This window comes from Paraburkholderia sp. BL25I1N1, assembly GCF_003002025.1.
In the GTDB taxonomy this organism is placed as follows: Bacteria; Pseudomonadota; Gammaproteobacteria; order Burkholderiales; family Burkholderiaceae; genus Paraburkholderia.
On sequence record NZ_PVZB01000008.1, the window covers coordinates 117,331 to 133,354 of the forward strand.

Sequence of the window (16,024 nt, forward strand, 5' to 3'; positions counted from 1 at the left end):
CAACTACGTATATACCAGCGCGCTAGCGCCAGCCCAAAAAAAATAGGCCCGTCCACAGAGGGGGCGGGCCGCTAAACGCCGTTGTTACTCGGGTCAGCCTGCCCTTGCAAACAACTGGGCGCTGACGGTGCCATCGTGCTGCGTCAATACTGGACTGTCGAGGTGGGAGTAACGCCGATCTATCAGATCAATGTGGCTTCTTCCTGCTCGGCATCGTCTGCGATGACTGGCGCGCGGTGTCGTTTGATCTCAGGCGCGGGCGTCGGCGCTGCATCGACGGTGAACGCCTGACGCTTTGTGCCGGCGGCGCGTCGAGCCGGCGCTGCGTCGGCGACGGTGAACAGCCGCACGGCTTCATCCAGCACGTCCGCCTGTTCCGCCAGGCGCTGCGCCGTGGCCGCGGCCTGCTCGACGAGCGCGGCGTTCTGCTGCGTGGCGCCGTCCAGATGCGAGACCGCCTGATTGACCTGGCGAATCCCGTCGGCCTGTTCGCTGCTCGCGTTCGCCACGTCGACGATGATCGACGACACGCGACCCACTGCCTCGTCGATTACGCGCATTTGCGAGGTTGTCCGTGCAACCAGTTCGGTGCCGGCCGCGACTTCGGATGCGCTTGCTTCGACCACGGACTTGATTTCCTTCGACGACGCCGCGCAGCGCTGCGCCAGCATGCGCACTTCGCCCGCGACGACGGCAAACGAACGACCTGCTTCGCCCGCTCGCGCCGCTTCGACGGCGGCATTCAACGCGAGGATATTGGTCTGGAACGCAATGCCGTCGATCACGCCCGCGATGCCGCGGTGATGCCCGCCATGGTCTGCTCCACCTGGCCGGCAATCTTGCCGCCGGCCGCGGCGGCTGCTTGGGCCTCTCTCGCCAGATCGAGCGCGCGCACGGTGGCATCGGCGTTGGCCTGGACGGTCGTGGTCAGTTCTTCCATGGTAGCGGCGGTTTCTTCGAGCGACGCCGCCTGCAATTCCGTGCGTCTCGCAAGATCGACATTGCCGCTGGATATCTCGCGCGCGTTGTCCAGTATGCCGGTGATCTGGGCGCGCACGTCGTAGACGATTGCCGCGAGATTCGCTTTCAACTGATTCAGCGCCTGTAGCACGTCGCCGAGGTCGTCGTGGCGCGCGACCTGCAGATCGGCCGTCAGATCGCCGGCGGCGAGACGCGTGGCGAATCCCGACATGTCGTTGATTGGCGCGGCGAGTTGCCGCGTCAGCATCCGCCACGAGGCGATACTCAGCGACGTGGCGACGCCGAACCCGATCCAGAACGGCGCGGGCGGCGCGCCTTGCCATGCGGCGAGGCCGGTCAACAGCAGCGCCAGCGGCGTGATCGCGTAGCCGATCGCCGCGCGCGTCGCGACCGGCAGACGCATCAGCGCCTCCAGACGCCCCAGCACGCCGGTGCGGACCATCACGCCGCGGCGCAACTGCACGCCGCGAGACTCGCCGCGGCGCATGCGTGCGTAGAGCGCCTCAGTGGCGCGCACCGCGGCGCGCACCGGTTTCACGCGCACGCTCAAATAGCCGACGACCGCGCCTTTCTCGACCACCGGCGTGACATTGGCGTGCACCCAGTAGTGATCGCCGTTCTTGCGACGGTTCTTCACGAGCGCAGTCCAGGGACGGCCGTCGCGTATCGTCGCCCACATGTCGGCAAAGGCTTCGCGCGGCATGTCCGGATGGCGGATCAGGTTGTGCGGCTGGCCGATCAGTTCGTCGCGCGTAAAACCCGAGACCGCGATGAAGGCCGGATTGCAGTACTGGATGCGACCGGTCAGGTCGGTCGCCGAAACAAGCATGTGTGACGACGGAAATTCGTACTCGTGCCCGCTGACAGGCTGGTTGTTGCGCATGGCTTTCCTTGCTGAGCTAGCCCGCGCGTGGGCGCGGTGCTTACATGTTTGCAAGGAATAACGGCAATTGACCCCTTGCCCTTGAGGGTTTCCCAGTAAACCACTCAGGTTTAGGCAGGCCGACGCCGTTAATACAGGGTTGTTTGACGCGTCGTGGATGGCGGCGTGAAACAGTGCCGGATGCGTCGCGCTATACCTTCAAAAGGACTACACTGCGCCGGTATAAGGACTGCGGACGCATCCAGTCCCGGTTTCGCAGCGGTCTGCCTGCGCGAATTTGCCACCCACGCGCCACACTCGCGAGCTGATGCAGAAAATCCTCGACCGTACTCAAGAGTCATTGGCGCAGGCTTTCGCCACGCTCGCGCAGAGCGCGAAGCGCCAACAGCGGCTCTACCTGGCGACGATCGGTTCGCTGATGCTGCTCGTGCTGATCTTCGCGCTGGTGCTGACTGTCGTCGCTGGGCTCAAGCAACTTGAGTATCGCCGGGTCCTCGCGTCGCAGAACGCCACCGACATCTCTCTGCTCATCCACCAGGAGGAGTCGTTCCTGCGGCGCGACGCGTTGACGCTCGACTATTACTATGGCCCATCCGGCGGGCGGAGCGCCCCGGACGCCATACAGCAGGCGATCCTGAAGACCGGCGTGGCGCTCGGCAAGACAGACGGTGTCGACTCGAATTTCGACATCGTGGTCGGCGAAACCACGCGCAACGCCTGGGGCTCGCAATTGAGCGAAAAACTCGGGCGCCTCTACGAAGCGGCGCAATCGACGCTCGTGACCCAGCAGGCTTTTGAAATCCGGCAACGGGCAACGCTGATCGGGCTGAATGAAGACTACGCAGCCATTCTGCCTTCGCTGACCCATCCGCTCGCGGACCCGGCCAGCGGGCACGACCAGGCCGCAATGCCAGCGCCGCAACCGCCGATCGTGAGCTTGCTGCGCGAGACGCTCGAGCGTCAGATCGAGGCGCAGACCGGCAGGCGCGTGCCGGCAAAAGGCGAGCGTATCTGGCTCGGACCGTACCGTGATCCGCTGCAGAATCGCCAGGTGGTTTCCGTGGTGAGCGCCTACTATGACGGCGACACGCCGACCGTGCTGATCAGCACGAGCCTTCCGCTGGACGCGCTCGCGTTGCGTATGGCGCCGCCTGACCACGAGGGCGTGAATCTGCTGATGACGGCGGACCACCGCGTCGTCGTGTCGTCGATGCCGCTAGACGCATCGATCATCAAACTGGTGCAACAGGCAGCCGCCGCGACTCCCACCCGGATCTTTCACTACGGCCGCGAGGGCGTGATTTTTCACGAGCCACTGGGGCTGGGCTTCGGCCTTCTGGTCGGCTACGTGCCGTGGGGCGCGCTGGCCGCCGCGCTCGGCTGGCAACTGACGGTGCTAGGCTGCCTGACAGCGCTCATCCTGATAGCAATCGTGCTGACGGCTCGCTATTTCGGGCTGCGGTTGCTGCGCAATTCGTTTGCGGAGACTTCCCGCGCACTGCAAAGCGAGATGCTCAACCACATTCTGGTTAGCGCGACGCCGGTCGGCTTGTGCATTGTCCGGCAGAGCGACTATTCAGTCCTGACCACCAACGCGCTGGCGATCGAGTTGCTCGGGATCGAGGCCGACGGCAGCCGGCTCCCGCGGCATATCGTCGGCGAATTCCTGGTTCAGGCGCCGGATCAGCCGTCGGCCATGTCGTTTGCGCGAGTCGCTGCCTTCGTCGTGCCCGCGCGGCCGGTGCAGATATCGCCTCAGATGCCGCCTCAGTCTTCGCATCCATCCACAACGACGCAGCGAAACGAGCCACAAACCTCGCCGCCGCCAGATCAGGACGGCGGCGCGTCCTCACGGTTTCTGCAATTCATTTATGCGCCGGCACGTTACGCTGGCGAGAACGTGCTGTTTTGCGCGATTCTCGACGTGACCGCGCAGACCATGCTCGAACAGCAATTGCGGCAAGCACAGCAAACGTCCGAGGCACTGATGCGTGCGCGGACGAATTTCTTCGCCGCCATGAGCCACGAAATCCGTACGCCGTTGAACGCGCTGCTCGGCAATCTTGAACTGTTGGCTCGCACGCCGGGCCTCGAGGCGCATTCGCAACGGCTCGCAACGCTGGGCCTTGCCGGGGGTGCGCTGCGCCGCGTCGTCAACGACATTCTCGACTTTTCGAAGATCGATGCCGGCGCGATGTTGCTGGTCACGGAGCCGTTTTGTCTGATCGACGATTTCGAAAGCATTGCGCTCTCCTACGCGCCGATGCATGGGAATCGCTCGATCCGTTTCTATGCGATCTTCTCTCCGACCCTTGAGCAGACGTTGATCGGCGATCGCATGCGCATCGCGCAGATCGTCAACAACTTGCTGAGCAATGCGTTCAAGTTCACCTCAGCGGGCAAGATCACGCTGCGCGCCGAAGTAACCGACGATTCGCCGGACCGCGCGGTATTGGTTTGCCGGGTCTCGGATTCGGGCGCCGGGATGGACGAGCAAACGCTGGCGCGGCTCTTCAAACCGTTTGCGCAAGGGGAGCAGAGTGCTTCGCGGGGAGCGGACGGCACGGGTCTTGGCCTGGTGATCTGTGCGCGCCTGTGCGCGCTAATGGGTGGGCAGATTACCGCTGAGAGTGTGTCCGGCGTGGGCAGCGCATTTCGCATATCGATTCCGCTCGCCAAGCCTCCCATCGATTCGCGAGCGCCGGCAACGGTTCGCGAGGAGCACGGAACGATGCTCATCCTGTCCGTGGAGCAGGAAGTCGGTGAAAACCTCAACTGCTGGTTCCAGCGCGAGGGTTGGGCAAGACACCTCGTGTTCTCATCGGCCGCCGCGCAGGCGTGGTTGCGCGCGAACCGGCCGGACGTGTTAGTCGTCACCGGCGAATACGATCTCGATGTGATTGCCGCTCTGCGCGCGCTGCAGCCGGTCGGCGTCGTGTGGATCACGCGTGGCGGTCCGCACCATCCCGAGGCGCGCGGCGACGGCGTGTTCGAGGTGACTGAATTCAGCCGCTCGGCGATCCGGTCGGCGGTCGATCTGGCGCGCGGGGACACGATTGCCGTTGCCGCTCCAACTCCGGCGTCCGCAATGGGCGATTCGGCGGGGATCTATCCGGCGCTGCGAGGTCTGCCCGTTCTCGTCGCGGAAGACAACCCCTTGATCCAGAATCTGATCGACGAACAACTGGTCGAGTTGGGGTGCGCGCCGACGATCGCGCACGACGGTAAAGAAGCACTGAGAATGTTCCAACAGGGAAGTTTCGAAGTGGTGCTGACCGACATCCACATGCCGGAGATGGATGGCTACGAGCTGCTGGCCGCCTTGCGCAAGTTGAATGCGACCGTTCAGGTGCTGGCCTTCAGCGCCGTGGCCGAACATGAAGAGGCGCGCAATTGGCGCGAGCACGGCTTTAGCGGATATGTACCCAAGCCGGCGTCGCTCAGCGAATTGCAAGCCGCGTTGCTGGCGGTGGCGCCGGCGCCGGCGGGGGCACAGGCATCGGCGCCGGCTGTACCCGAGAACTTAGCGCCAGCCGAACCGATGGTTCCCGCTTCCAGCGCCGCGAGCACGCTCAGCACGGACGACAGGGCGCGCTACCGGGCGATGCTCAAGGAGCACTTGCAAAAAGATCTGCCCAGGCTGCTTGCGATCGTCGAAGCGGAAGACGTGCAGGCGTTGGCCGGCTGGGCGCATAGCGCGAGCGGCGCGTTTGTCGTCGTGCAGGAACCTCTGTTCGTCGACCAATGCCGGCGGCTGCAGCGGCTATGCAGCGACAGCGGACGCTGGACCACCGAGATGGACGAACTCGCAATCTCGCTGCACGACGCCTTATCCGATCACTACGGACTCGACGAGGAGTCGACACATTGACACGCCATTCGGCTCGGCGCGCTCAGCCCGGCCGGTTGGCGATGAAATCGATCTCGACCAGCGCATCGCGCGCAAGCCCGGTGACGCCAATACAGGTTCGTGCCGGCAGCGCACCGGCAGGAAAGTAGGCGCGGTAGATCTCGTTCATCGGCGCGTAATCGCGTTTGAATTCGGTCAGGAAGATGCGTGCCGCCACCACGTCTTGCAGTCCGAGGCCCAGCCCCTGCAGCACCAGCACGAGATTGTCCATCACACGCTTGGTCTGGGCGACCACGCCTTCGGGAAGCGGCGCGGTGTCGTCGGTCGGGCAGGTCGGCATCTGGCCGGTCAGGAAGACCCAGCCGTCGGCCTCGGCAGCATGCGAGAACGGGCCGACCGGCGTGGGTGCTGTGGGAATCATCCAGAAAGAGGGCGCTGAGCTCATGACAGGGTGTGCTGGGTAAGAACGGTTGTCGGGATGACAAGGTAACCGATCAAAAGTCAGGACGCCGGCGCGTTGCCGGCAGCCTGCCCAACACGCGCCCGCTCAGACCAAACCAGTCGCGTAATAAACCGCGATCACAAAGAACACCGCCATCGTCTTGATGACCGTGACCGCGAAGATGTCGCGATACGACTGTCGATGCGTCAAGCCCGTCACCGCCAGCAGCGTGATCACCGCGCCGTTGTGCGGCAGCGTGTCCATGCCGCCGCTCGCCATGGCGACGACCCGGTGCAGCACTTCCATCGGAATATGCGCCGCTTCCGCGCCCTTGATGAAGGTGTCCGACATGGCCGCGAGCGCGATGCTCATGCCGCCCGACGCCGAACCCGTGATACCCGCCAGCGAGCTCACCGACACGGCTGCGTTGACGAGCGGATTGGGAATGCTCTTCAACGCGTTGCTGACCACCAGAAAGCCCGGCAACGCGGCGATCACGCCGCCAAAACCGTATTCCGACGCCGTGTTCAACGAAGCCAGCAGCGCGCCCGCCACCGCAGCCTTGGTGCCGATCGCGAAGCGTTCGCGCACGCGGTTGAACGCCGTCACGACAACCATGATGATGCCGACGAGCAGTGCGCCTTCCACGGCCCAGATGGCGACCACGGCCTTGATCGTCGTCGTGACCGGTGCGTGAATGCCCGGCAGAATGTCCGGCGCAACCGTGTACGACGCGCCGTACCAATTCGGAATCCAGCGGGTCAGCAGGAAGTTCGCGACGCCCACCAGGACCAGCGGCGCAACCGCCAGCAACGGATGCGGCAGTTGCTTCGATTCCACGCGATCCGGCTCGTTGACGAGTTCCGTGCCGTAGCCTTCGCCGGTCGCCATCGCCGCACGGCGGCGCCATTCCAGATACGTCAGGCCGACCACGATGATGAACAGCGAGCCGATCACGCCGAGTGCGGGCGCAGCCCACGACGTCGTCTTGAAGAAAGTGGTCGGGATGATGTTCTGGATCTGCGGCGTACCCGGCAGCGAATCCATCGTGAACGAGAATGCGCCGAGTGCGATCGCGCCGGGCATCAGGCGCTTCGGAATATTGCTCTGGCGGTACAGCTCGGCGGCGAACGGATAGACCGCGAACACCACCACGAACAGCGACACGCCACCGTAGGTGAGCAGTGCGCATACCGCCACGATCACCGCATTGGCGCGCGAGCGGCCGATATAGCGGATCGCGGCAGCCACGATCGACTCCGAGAAACCCGACAGTTCGATGACCTTACCGAACACGGCGCCCAGCAGAAACACCGGGAAATAGAGTTTTACGAAGCCGACCATCTTCTCCATGAAGATGCCGGTGAAAACCGGCGCGACGGCTGCCGGATCGGTCAGCAGAACGGCGCCGAGCGCGGCGATCGGCGCAAATAGAATGACGCTGTAGCCGCGATAGGCGGCAAACATCAGAAACGCCAGCGCGGCGAGGACGATGACAAAGGACATTGAGTCTCCAAAGCTTGGTTGTTCTACATGGTCGCCGTCTCGAAGGTGCGGCGGCACGGCGCCCGCAAACGCAGGTTCCGTGCCATATCGGCGGCAACGGCCAGCCGCCTGATTTCGCACACCGAAGTTCAAAACGTGATCGCGGCGATTGTACCCAAACGTCTCTAAAACGGGACGCAAAATAGCTGAAATTGTGCCAAACCGAGGTTAAACCCTTATGCCGTGGGCTTGCTGGCGATCTCGTCGATGAGATAAGCTTGTCTACGAAATGAGACAAGCACAATAAAACGATAGCCGGAGACAGCGACAGCATGATGAACGACTGGGCGGGCTTGCCTGCCACTTACGGCGACGTACTGCGCCGGGCGATGGATTCGCTCTTCCGCACGTTCGAAAATTTCAGCGAAGGGACGTTTATCGTCGATGCCGACGCGCGCGTGGTCTGGATCAACAAACGCTACGCGGCGCGCTTCGGTTTTTCGGACCCGGACCAGGCCATCGGCCGCGATTGCGAAGCGGTGATTCCGAACAGCCTGATGCGCGAGGTCGTCAACACCGGCAAACCGATTCTGCTCGATATTCTGGAAACGGACCGCGAACCGCTCGTCGTCACGCGTTTGCCGTTGAAGGACGATGCGGGCGCCACAGTCGGCGCCGTTGGCTTTGCGCTCTTCGACGAACTGAAGGCGTTAACGCCGCTCTTTTCCCACTACTCGCGTGTGCAGGAAGAATTGATCGCGACGCGCCGGTCGCTCGCGCAGGCGCGGCGGGCCAAATATACGTTCGGCAGTTTCGTCGGCACGAGCGCGGCCAGTCTCGAAGTGAAGCGCCAGGCGCGCCGCGCCGCGCAGCTCGAATCGCCGGTGCTGCTGCTCGGCGAAACCGGCACCGGCAAGGAGTTGCTTGGGCATGCCATCCACGGCGGCTCGGCGCGCGCGAATCAGCCGCTCGTGACGGTCAACGTCGCGGCGATTCCCGATACCCTACTCGAAGTCGAATTCTTCGGTGCGGCGCCGGGCGCCTACACTGGCGCGGATCGCAAAGGGCGCGTCGGCAAGTTCGAGCTGGCGAACGGCGGCACGCTGTTCCTCGACGAAATCGGCGATATGCCGCTGCCCTTGCAGGGCAAGCTGCTGCGCGTGTTGCAGGACAAGGAGTTCGAACCGCTCGGCTCGAACCGGATCGTGCGCGCCGACGTCCGGATCATTGCGGCGACCTCGGCCGATTTGCCCGCGCTGGTCGCGGCCGGGCGATTCCGCGCTGACCTGTTCTATCGGCTGAACGTGCTGACGATCCATGCGCCGCCGTTGCGCGAACGGACCTCGGATATCGAGGCGCTGGCTTACGCCATGCTTGAAGATTTGTCGACCCAGGCGCGAGGCGCCAGTCACTTCGAATTGCAGGACGACGCGCTGAGGTTGCTGTGCTCGTACGGCTGGCCGGGCAATGTGCGCGAGTTGCGCAACACGCTGGAGCGTGCGGTGATGCTGTCCGACAATGAGCGGATCGATGCGCGGGCGCTGGCGCCGTTTATTGGCGCGGCGCACGGCGGCGGCGCGTACCGTCTGAATGCGCCCTTGCCCGAGATGGCTTCGACAGCGCATGCGGCAAACGCGCAGGCTAGTGCGCCTCAACCGGCCTCATGGAGTGAGGCGATGGCGGCCTTCGAGAAGCGCTTCCTGAGCGACGCTTTGCGCGCCAACGGCGGCCGCGTGATCGAGACTGCAAACCAGATCGGCATGGCTCGCGCGACGCTCTATAAGAAGATCGCGGCGTACGGCATCGACGTGTGACAACGTTCCGCGACAGCGATTGACGCAGCGTAATTGACGCGTGGCACAATCCCGTGATCGAAAAACAAGACGTGATCGGGGTTTCAAATGAAATGCAATCTCTCCTTCTACGCGCGGCGGGCCTGCGCCACGCTGGCGGCCGGCGCCATGGTCGCGATGGGCGGTTGCAGCAGCAGCGCGCCGCTGTTTTTGCCGGACGGCCGCGCGACGACGCTGGTGCAGTGCCCTGCCGGTTCTGACTCCTGCTCGCAGCAGGCCAGCGCGAGTTGCGGCGGCGCGTTCGATGTCGTGCGTCAATCCACTGAGAACGGCACGCTCAACCTGATCTACGCCTGCCGGGGGAAATAAGGGTTCGCCGGCGCAAGGCCGGCTCGACCAGCGCCTCAAGCTTTCTTCCTCAGTCGCGCTAAAAGCGTATGGCCGTCGTAAAGGCCTGCATCTGATGCAGGTTCTATCCGCGGTTATGATGCGCAATGGATATTAATACCGCGCTTCATCTATTCCTTGTCGCCGGACGCAATTAAAAACATGCGGATTCACGTCGAATAGCCAGGTCGGTGCGGCACCTAACGGAACGCGAAGTTGAGCGGCAGTATTGTCTTTTCAGTGGCCCAAGATTCAAGCAGCAGGCAGCTTTTGCCGGTTTCGCCGTCTATGCGGAAAGTGCCAGGAAGGATTTTCCGTTTAGACCGAAAACCGAAAATAGTGCGGCACGCTTTGTGCTTCGCGTTACGCATTGAAAATAGTTCAACGAGTAATCCGGGGAAAGCAATGAATCATCACCAACTCGAAAAAGATATTGAACATCTTGAACACGTAATCTCGCATATCTCCGCGGCAGACCACATCCCGCTCTCCTATTGGCGAAACCGCATCGATTCCGTATCCGGCGCGGCGCTGGTGCCGGCGCAGGCGAACCGGGTCAAACGGCTCAACGCCGCCCTCTCGGCTCTCGAGCAGCGCCTGAAAGCCTGAACGCCCGGTGCAGTGGATGGCTGTGACGTACCCTTCTGGTAACGTTTTTTGCAAAAATGGGGAAACGTGACGGCCATGGCCATGTAAGCGGCACGGCGCAGCGCGACGTCTCGACAGGATGGCGAGCCACGTCATTTTGTTGCGCACGCGCTGGCGCCGCTTTACGCTCACGGGGCCGCGCGGACTGATGGCGCGCGTCAGGTGAACAGGCCGCCATTCCCTCCACGATCAGGACAAACATGCAACGAGCAGGACTTTCCGCGTCTCGGCTGACGGCACTGACCAACGCCATGCAAGGCTATGTGGAACGCGGTGAAGTGGCGGGCGTGGTGTCGATGGTCTGGCGGCGCGGCGAGATTGGCTATTTCGAGCCGCTCGGCTGGCGCGACGACGCGGCGCGGTTGCCGATGGAGCGCGATACGCTGTTCCGCATTGCGTCCATGACCAAGCCGGTCACCAGCGCCGCGATCCTGATGCTGATCGAAGAAGACCGGCTCGCCCTCGACACGCCGATCTCACTCTGGTTGCCGGAATTGTCCGCGCCGCGTGTGCTACGTGATCCCGCCGGCCCGCTCGATGAAACCGACCCCGCCAGAGCGTCGCTCACCGTGCTGGACCTGCTGACGCACCGCGCCGGCTTCGCCTACCACTTCACCGCGACCGGGCCCCTTGCCGAGGCTTACGCCGCCGCTTTCAACGGATTCGAAGCGCGCATGAACGGCAACGCCTGGCTTGCCCGCATCGCAAGTTTGCCGCTCATGTTCCAGCCCGGGTCACGCTGGCACTACGGCGTTGCCACCGACGTGCTCGGCGTGCTGATCGAACGGGTGAGCGGCATGCCGCTCGGCGAGTTTTTCCGGACGCGGATCTTCGAGCCACTCGGCATGCGCGATACCGCTTTCTGGGTGCCCGACGCGCAACTCGGTCGGCTGGCCACGGCTTATGGCGTCGAACAGGGCTCAGGGCAGCGAATCATCGAGGACCATCCGTCGTCGAGCCGATGGGCGGATCCGGCCCGCTTCCAGAGCGGCGGCGGCGGCCTGGTTTCCACAGCGCACGACTATCTGCAATTCGCGCAACTGCTGCTCGGCCGCGGACGAGTCGGCACGACGCGTTTGCTGTCGCACCGCTCAGTCGATCTGATGCGCTCCAATTTTCTGACGCGCGACCAGCGCCGTGTGTCGGCTTTCGGTCATGCGCTATGGGCAGGCCAGGGGTTCGGCCTCGGCTTGTCCATCGTCGACGATCCGGCACAGCAGTTGCCGCTTGGCTATCGTTCGATGGGCTCGTTCGGCTGGCCGGGTGCGTATGGCACAAGCTGGTTCGCCGATCCGGTGGAAGATCTGATCGGTCTGATGCTGATTCAAAGGCGCTCCGTCGAACCGTTCTCAATGACAGTGGATTTCGAACGCCGCGTGTACGATGCAATTGACGATTGAGCGAACCGGCCGCGTCCGGGCCGGCTTCTTTTAAGCGTGTTACCCGCTCGCGGCGTCGGGCTTCTCTATCCGGCAATTTATTCGTCTGATAGTGTCCGCACTTCAGTTCTCGTCTAATGATCGGAGCACCCGTCATGGCCTCGTACAAGCAGTTGACCGCCCAGCTAGAAAAACTCCACAAGGAAGTCGCGGCGGCGCGCGAGAAGGAAATCGCGCAGGCGATCGCCGAGATCAAGCAGAAAGTAGCCGAATACGACCTGACGGCGGAAGAACTGGGTTTCACCAGCAAAGGCACGACGGCCCGCAAGACGCCTTCGGTCGCCAAGTATCGCAACCCGAAAACCGGCGAGACCTGGAGCGGCCGCGGCCGCTCGCCAGCGTGGCTCGTGGGCAAGAATCGCGAGCGCTTTCTCATCGAAGGTTGAAGTGCGTTGGCGCATGACGTCTCCACCCGTCATGTGCCGGATTATTTAAAGTGATGTCGCGTGCGGAGTTTTTCGCACCTTTCGCGCGCGACGAGGCAAGTCCCGAAAACACTCACCTTTCGCGTGGACCTGGCGCGTGAACCATAGGCGCGGATGCGCGGCTCGCGACGGACCGGTTGTTTCGGTCAGCCTGGTTTTCTCGAATCACGCACCTTGCGACAAGCTTGCTACCGCAGGCCGCGGTGACTGATCCATTTCCTCCGAAACCCGCGCTAGCCCTTGCTGGTAGGGGTTCCCAGGCTGTACGAAGAATCGCTGCAGCCATCGCTTGGGCCTCTTTTAGTCGCGTCTGGTGCGTACGTCGCTGTGCGGAGTGTCGCGGCGCAGGTGCGCGCCCGTTCGTCGATACGCTCACCTTTCGCAGCGATTCCACAGTGCTGCCGTGATAGTCCCGAAAACCCTCACCTTTGCGCGCCTCGCTACCCGCGAGCCACTGCGCTCGGGGCTAACCCGGAGTTGAGTTCCTCTCATACCCCGCATCAAAACTCATCGATACATGGTCGCGGATGCCGAACCTCACAATCGGCCATCCACTCAACCTCGACGGAAAGACCATGAGCGCATCGACGGACAAACAACTCTTTATCGGCGAAGGATTCGAAGGCCCCGGCGTCAATCTCGCGCACATCAACGTACTGGTTGGCCCGCGCAACGGCCCGGCTGGGCAGGCGTTCGCCACCGCGTTGGCCACGCCCTCGGCGGGTCACGCGCCGTTCGTCGTGATCGCGCGTCCGGGCGTGCCGACCAAGCCGCTCACGCTCTATGTGAACAAGGCGCAGATCGGCAGCGACTTCCACGGCAACGCGACGTGGGGCGCTTCGCAAGCCGGTATCGCGAAGGCGGTGGCCGAGTCGCTGGAGAACGGCACGCTGCCGCCTGAAGCGGAGAACGACTGGGTGGTGGTATCGGCGAACTGGGTCAACCCGTCGACCGACGATCTCGACGCCGTCTTCGACAACAACTACCGCGCGTGCAAGAACGCGATCCTCGCGGCGATGAAGGGGCTGCCGCATCGCGATGAAGTCTTCGCCGCCGCGCGCGACGTATCGAACCCGTTCTACACACCGAAACAACGTTAATGCAGGCAGCGCGGGTCGGTCGCGCGCCCTGCAATGCGCAACTAACCGTCCGCGCCGCTGGTTTTCAGGAAGGAAGGAGACACGCACTATGGAATACATTCGCCTCGGCCAATCCGGTCTGAAGGTTTCGCGTCTGTGCCTCGGCACGATGAACATGGGCACGCCGCAATGGAAGCCGTGGATTTTCGACGAAGCGCAAAGCGAGCCGATCGTTCGTCATGCGCTCGAAGCCGGCGTCAACTTTATCGACCTCGCCGATTTCTATTCGACCGGCGTCGGTGAAGAGGTGGTGGGCCGAATACTGAAGCGTCTCACGCGTCGCGAGGAAATGGTCGTGGCCACCAAGGTCGGCTACGACATGGGCGCGTATCAGAACGCCGGCGGTCATTCGCGCAAGCACATCATGGACGGCATCGACGGCTCGCTGACGCGTCTCGGCATGGATTACGTCGATATCTACATGCTGCATTTTTTCGACGTGAATACGCCGGTCGAAGAAACCATGGGCGCGCTCAACGATATCGTGCGCGCCGGCAAGGCGCGCTATATCGGCGTGTCGACCATGTACACGTGGCAGTTCGCCAAGATCATGCAGGTCTGCGAGCGCAACGGGTGGCACAAGCCGATCAATATGCAGTTGCAGTTGAACCTGGCATACCGTGAGGAAGAACGCGAAATGATTCCGTATTGCCAGGATCAGGGCGTCGGCGTGTCCGTGTTCAGTCCGTTGGCGCGTGGCCTGTTGACCTGCGATCCGAATTCGACGCGCAATCAGACCGACTTCTTCACCGAGCAAATGTATGGCGATGTGGCTTCGCGTGAAATTGCCGCGTCGGTGGCTCGCGTGGCCGCGCGGCGTGGCGTTTCCGCCGCGCAGATCGCGCAAGCTTGGGTGCTGAATCACGGCGGTGTTGCAAGCATGCTGGTCGGTGCGGATACGCCGGCGCAGTTCGACAGCGCGCTCGCCGCGCTCGGCACGACGCTTTCGGCGGATGAACTGTTCGAGCTCGAACGCAACTACACGCCGTGCGATCTGATCAACGACTACACCGCAGGCAAACGCATCGCGCGCGAACCGCGCCTTGCGCAGGGCATGTTCGTCGAAACGCTGGAGAAGGCCGCATGAACGAATTTCTCCGCACCGGACATTACATTGGCGGCGAATGGTACGAAGGCGCCGACACGTATGCTGTTTTGAATCCCGCGACCGGCGAGGTCGTCACGCGAGTGGCCAAAGGTGGCGCGGCCGAAGCGGCACAGGCCATCGCGGCGGCCGAGCGCGCGTTTCCCGCATGGCGTGCGCTGACCGCGAAAGAACGCAGCGCCCGCGTCAAACGCTGGGGCGAGTTGATGCTGGAGAATCGCGACGCGCTCGCCGAACTGCTGACGCTTGAGCAAGGCAAACCGCTTGCCGAAGCGCGCGGCGAAGTCGGTTACGCGGCGAGCTTCTTCGAATGGTTCGCGGAAGAAGCGAAGCGGGCCTACGGCGACGTGATTCCGAGTCCAAATCCAAACGCGAAAATTATCGTGACGAAGGAACCGGTCGGCGTGGTCGCGGCAATCACACCGTGGAATTTCCCGCTCGCCATGATCACGCGCAAGGCCGGTCCCGCTCTCGCGGCCGGTTGCACGATGGTGCTCAAGCCATCGGAAGAAACGCCGTTGTCCGCGTTCGCTTTGGCGGTGCTGGCCGGGAAAGCGGGCATTCCACCCGGCGTGTTCAATATCGTCTCCGGCGACGCCGTGGCGATCGGCGGCGCGCTCACGGAATCCGACGTGGTGCGCAAGTTGTCGTTCACCGGTTCGACGCGTGTCGGCAAGCTGCTGGCGAAGCAGTCGGCGGACACGCTGAAGAAGTTGTCGCTCGAACTCGGCGGCAACGCGCCTTTCATCGTGTTCGACGACGCGGACCTCGATGCCGCCGTGCAAGGCGCGATGGCTTCGAAATTCCGCAACACCGGGCAGACGTGTGTGTGCGTCAACCGCTTCTACGTGCAGGACGGCATCTACGATGCGTTTACGTCCGCGTTGACGCAAGCAGTGCGCAAGATGCGCGTCGGCAACGCGTTGCAAGGCGAGGTCGAACAAGGTCCGTTGATCAACCAGGCTGCGTTGAAGAAGGTCGAAACGCACGTGGCCGACGCGTTGCAAAAAGGCGCGAAGGTGCTGACCGGCGGCAAGCCGCACACGCTCGGCGGCACTTTTTACGAGCCGACTGTTCTGGTCGACGCCAACAGCTCGATGCTGATCGCCGGCGAAGAAACCTTCGGACCGGTTGCCGCGTGTTTCCGCTTCAAGAGCGAAGCGGAAGCGATTGAAGCGGCCAACGACACACCGTTCGGCTTGGCGGCGTATTTCTACACGCGCGATCTGGCGCGCGCGTGGCGCGTCGGCGAAGCGCTGGAAAGCGGCATGGTCGGCATCAACGAAGGGATTGTGTCCACGGAAGTCGCGCCGTTCGGCGGCGTCAAGCAGTCGGGACTCGGCCGCGAAGGCTCGAAGTACGGGCTCGATGAATACACCGAACTGAAGTACATGATGATGGGCGGCCTCGGACGCTGATCTTCACACCGCGCGTCCGCGCCGTACGT

The 16,024-nt window shown here is 63.1% G+C and carries 11 protein-coding genes and 1 pseudogene; 9 read left to right on the forward strand and 3 right to left on the reverse strand.

The window, feature by feature from the left end:
* Positions 1-182 precede the first annotated feature (182 nt).
* Positions 183-1,864 (reverse strand): annotated as a pseudogene (locus B0G73_RS13930) (methyl-accepting chemotaxis protein).
* Positions 1,865-2,171: 307 nt separating this feature from the next.
* On the opposite strand from B0G73_RS13930, the gene B0G73_RS13935 reads away from it, so the two are divergent.
* Positions 2,172-5,735, forward strand: coding sequence for an ATP-binding protein (locus B0G73_RS13935; RefSeq protein ID WP_106281620.1), 3,564 nt, complete (start codon positions 2,172-2,174; stop codon positions 5,733-5,735).
* Positions 5,736-5,757: 22 nt separating this feature from the next.
* Here B0G73_RS13935 and B0G73_RS13940 read toward each other — a convergent pair whose 3' ends face one another.
* On the reverse strand, positions 5,758-6,159 hold the full coding sequence (locus tag B0G73_RS13940) for a RidA family protein (protein WP_106281622.1): 402 nt from the start codon (positions 6,157-6,159) through the stop codon (positions 5,758-5,760).
* A 102-nt stretch (positions 6,160-6,261) separates the two neighbouring features.
* Positions 6,262-7,662, reverse strand: a complete 1,401-nt coding sequence (locus tag B0G73_RS13945) for a GntP family permease (protein WP_106281624.1) — start codon at positions 7,660-7,662, stop codon at positions 6,262-6,264.
* A 311-nt stretch (positions 7,663-7,973) separates the two neighbouring features.
* Here B0G73_RS13945 and B0G73_RS13950 point away from each other — a divergent pair, with 311 nt between their 5' ends.
* From B0G73_RS13950 to B0G73_RS13985, 8 genes are all read left to right on the forward strand, one after another.
* Positions 7,974-9,455, forward strand: a complete 1,482-nt coding sequence (locus B0G73_RS13950) for a sigma-54-dependent Fis family transcriptional regulator (RefSeq protein WP_106281626.1) — start codon at positions 7,974-7,976, stop codon at positions 9,453-9,455.
* Between the two features lie 87 nt (positions 9,456-9,542).
* Positions 9,543-9,803 carry a hypothetical protein gene (locus tag B0G73_RS13955; RefSeq protein ID WP_106281628.1) on the forward strand — a complete coding sequence of 87 codons (261 nt, stop codon included), beginning with the start codon at positions 9,543-9,545 and terminating at the stop codon, positions 9,801-9,803.
* A gap of 423 nt (positions 9,804-10,226) precedes the next feature.
* The gene (locus tag B0G73_RS13960; protein ID WP_106281630.1) at positions 10,227-10,430 is read left to right on the forward strand and encodes a hypothetical protein; all 204 of its coding nucleotides are present in this window, start codon (positions 10,227-10,229) and stop codon (positions 10,428-10,430) included.
* Between the two features lie 239 nt (positions 10,431-10,669).
* Positions 10,670-11,869: a serine hydrolase gene (locus B0G73_RS13965; RefSeq protein WP_106281632.1), complete on the forward strand. Its 1,200-nt coding sequence runs from the start codon at positions 10,670-10,672 to the stop codon at positions 11,867-11,869.
* A 134-nt stretch (positions 11,870-12,003) separates the two neighbouring features.
* Entirely contained in the window at positions 12,004-12,294 is a 291-nt protein-coding gene (locus B0G73_RS13970) for an H-NS family nucleoid-associated regulatory protein (protein ID WP_106281634.1), read from the forward strand.
* Between the two features lie 614 nt (positions 12,295-12,908).
* Positions 12,909-13,433, forward strand: a complete 525-nt coding sequence (gene fae / locus B0G73_RS13975; RefSeq protein WP_106281878.1) for a formaldehyde-activating enzyme — start codon at positions 12,909-12,911, stop codon at positions 13,431-13,433.
* An 88-nt stretch (positions 13,434-13,521) separates the two neighbouring features.
* Positions 13,522-14,559 carry an aldo/keto reductase gene (locus B0G73_RS13980; protein ID WP_106281635.1) on the forward strand — a complete coding sequence of 346 codons (1,038 nt, stop codon included), beginning with the start codon at positions 13,522-13,524 and terminating at the stop codon, positions 14,557-14,559.
* Positions 14,556-15,995, forward strand: a complete 1,440-nt coding sequence (locus B0G73_RS13985; RefSeq protein ID WP_106281637.1) for an NAD-dependent succinate-semialdehyde dehydrogenase — start codon at positions 14,556-14,558, stop codon at positions 15,993-15,995. The genes B0G73_RS13980 and B0G73_RS13985 overlap by 4 nt, the downstream gene beginning before the upstream one ends.
* Positions 15,996-16,024: the final 29 nt, after the last annotated feature.

Excerpts from the sequence above, each read along its gene's own strand:
- B0G73_RS13945 (WP_106281624.1), bottom strand. The coding sequence starts at position 7,662 with ATGTCCTTTGTCATCGTCCTCGCCGCGCTGGCGTTTCTGATGTTTGCC.
- B0G73_RS13985 (WP_106281637.1), top strand. The coding sequence starts at position 14,556 with ATGAACGAATTTCTCCGCACCGGACATTACATTGGCGGCGAATGGTAC.
- B0G73_RS13955 (WP_106281628.1), top strand. The coding sequence starts at position 9,543 with ATGAAATGCAATCTCTCCTTCTACGCGCGGCGGGCCTGCGCCACGCTG.
- B0G73_RS13970 (WP_106281634.1), top strand. The coding sequence starts at position 12,004 with ATGGCCTCGTACAAGCAGTTGACCGCCCAGCTAGAAAAACTCCACAAG.
- B0G73_RS13940 (WP_106281622.1), bottom strand. The coding sequence starts at position 6,159 with ATGAGCTCAGCGCCCTCTTTCTGGATGATTCCCACAGCACCCACGCCG.
- B0G73_RS13980 (WP_106281635.1), top strand. The coding sequence starts at position 13,522 with ATGGAATACATTCGCCTCGGCCAATCCGGTCTGAAGGTTTCGCGTCTG.
- fae (WP_106281878.1), top strand. The coding sequence starts at position 12,909 with ATGAGCGCATCGACGGACAAACAACTCTTTATCGGCGAAGGATTCGAA.
- B0G73_RS13960 (WP_106281630.1), top strand. The coding sequence starts at position 10,227 with ATGAATCATCACCAACTCGAAAAAGATATTGAACATCTTGAACACGTA.
- B0G73_RS13965 (WP_106281632.1), top strand. The coding sequence starts at position 10,670 with ATGCAACGAGCAGGACTTTCCGCGTCTCGGCTGACGGCACTGACCAAC.
- B0G73_RS13935 (WP_106281620.1), top strand. The coding sequence starts at position 2,172 with ATGCAGAAAATCCTCGACCGTACTCAAGAGTCATTGGCGCAGGCTTTC.
- B0G73_RS13950 (WP_106281626.1), top strand. The coding sequence starts at position 7,974 with ATGATGAACGACTGGGCGGGCTTGCCTGCCACTTACGGCGACGTACTG.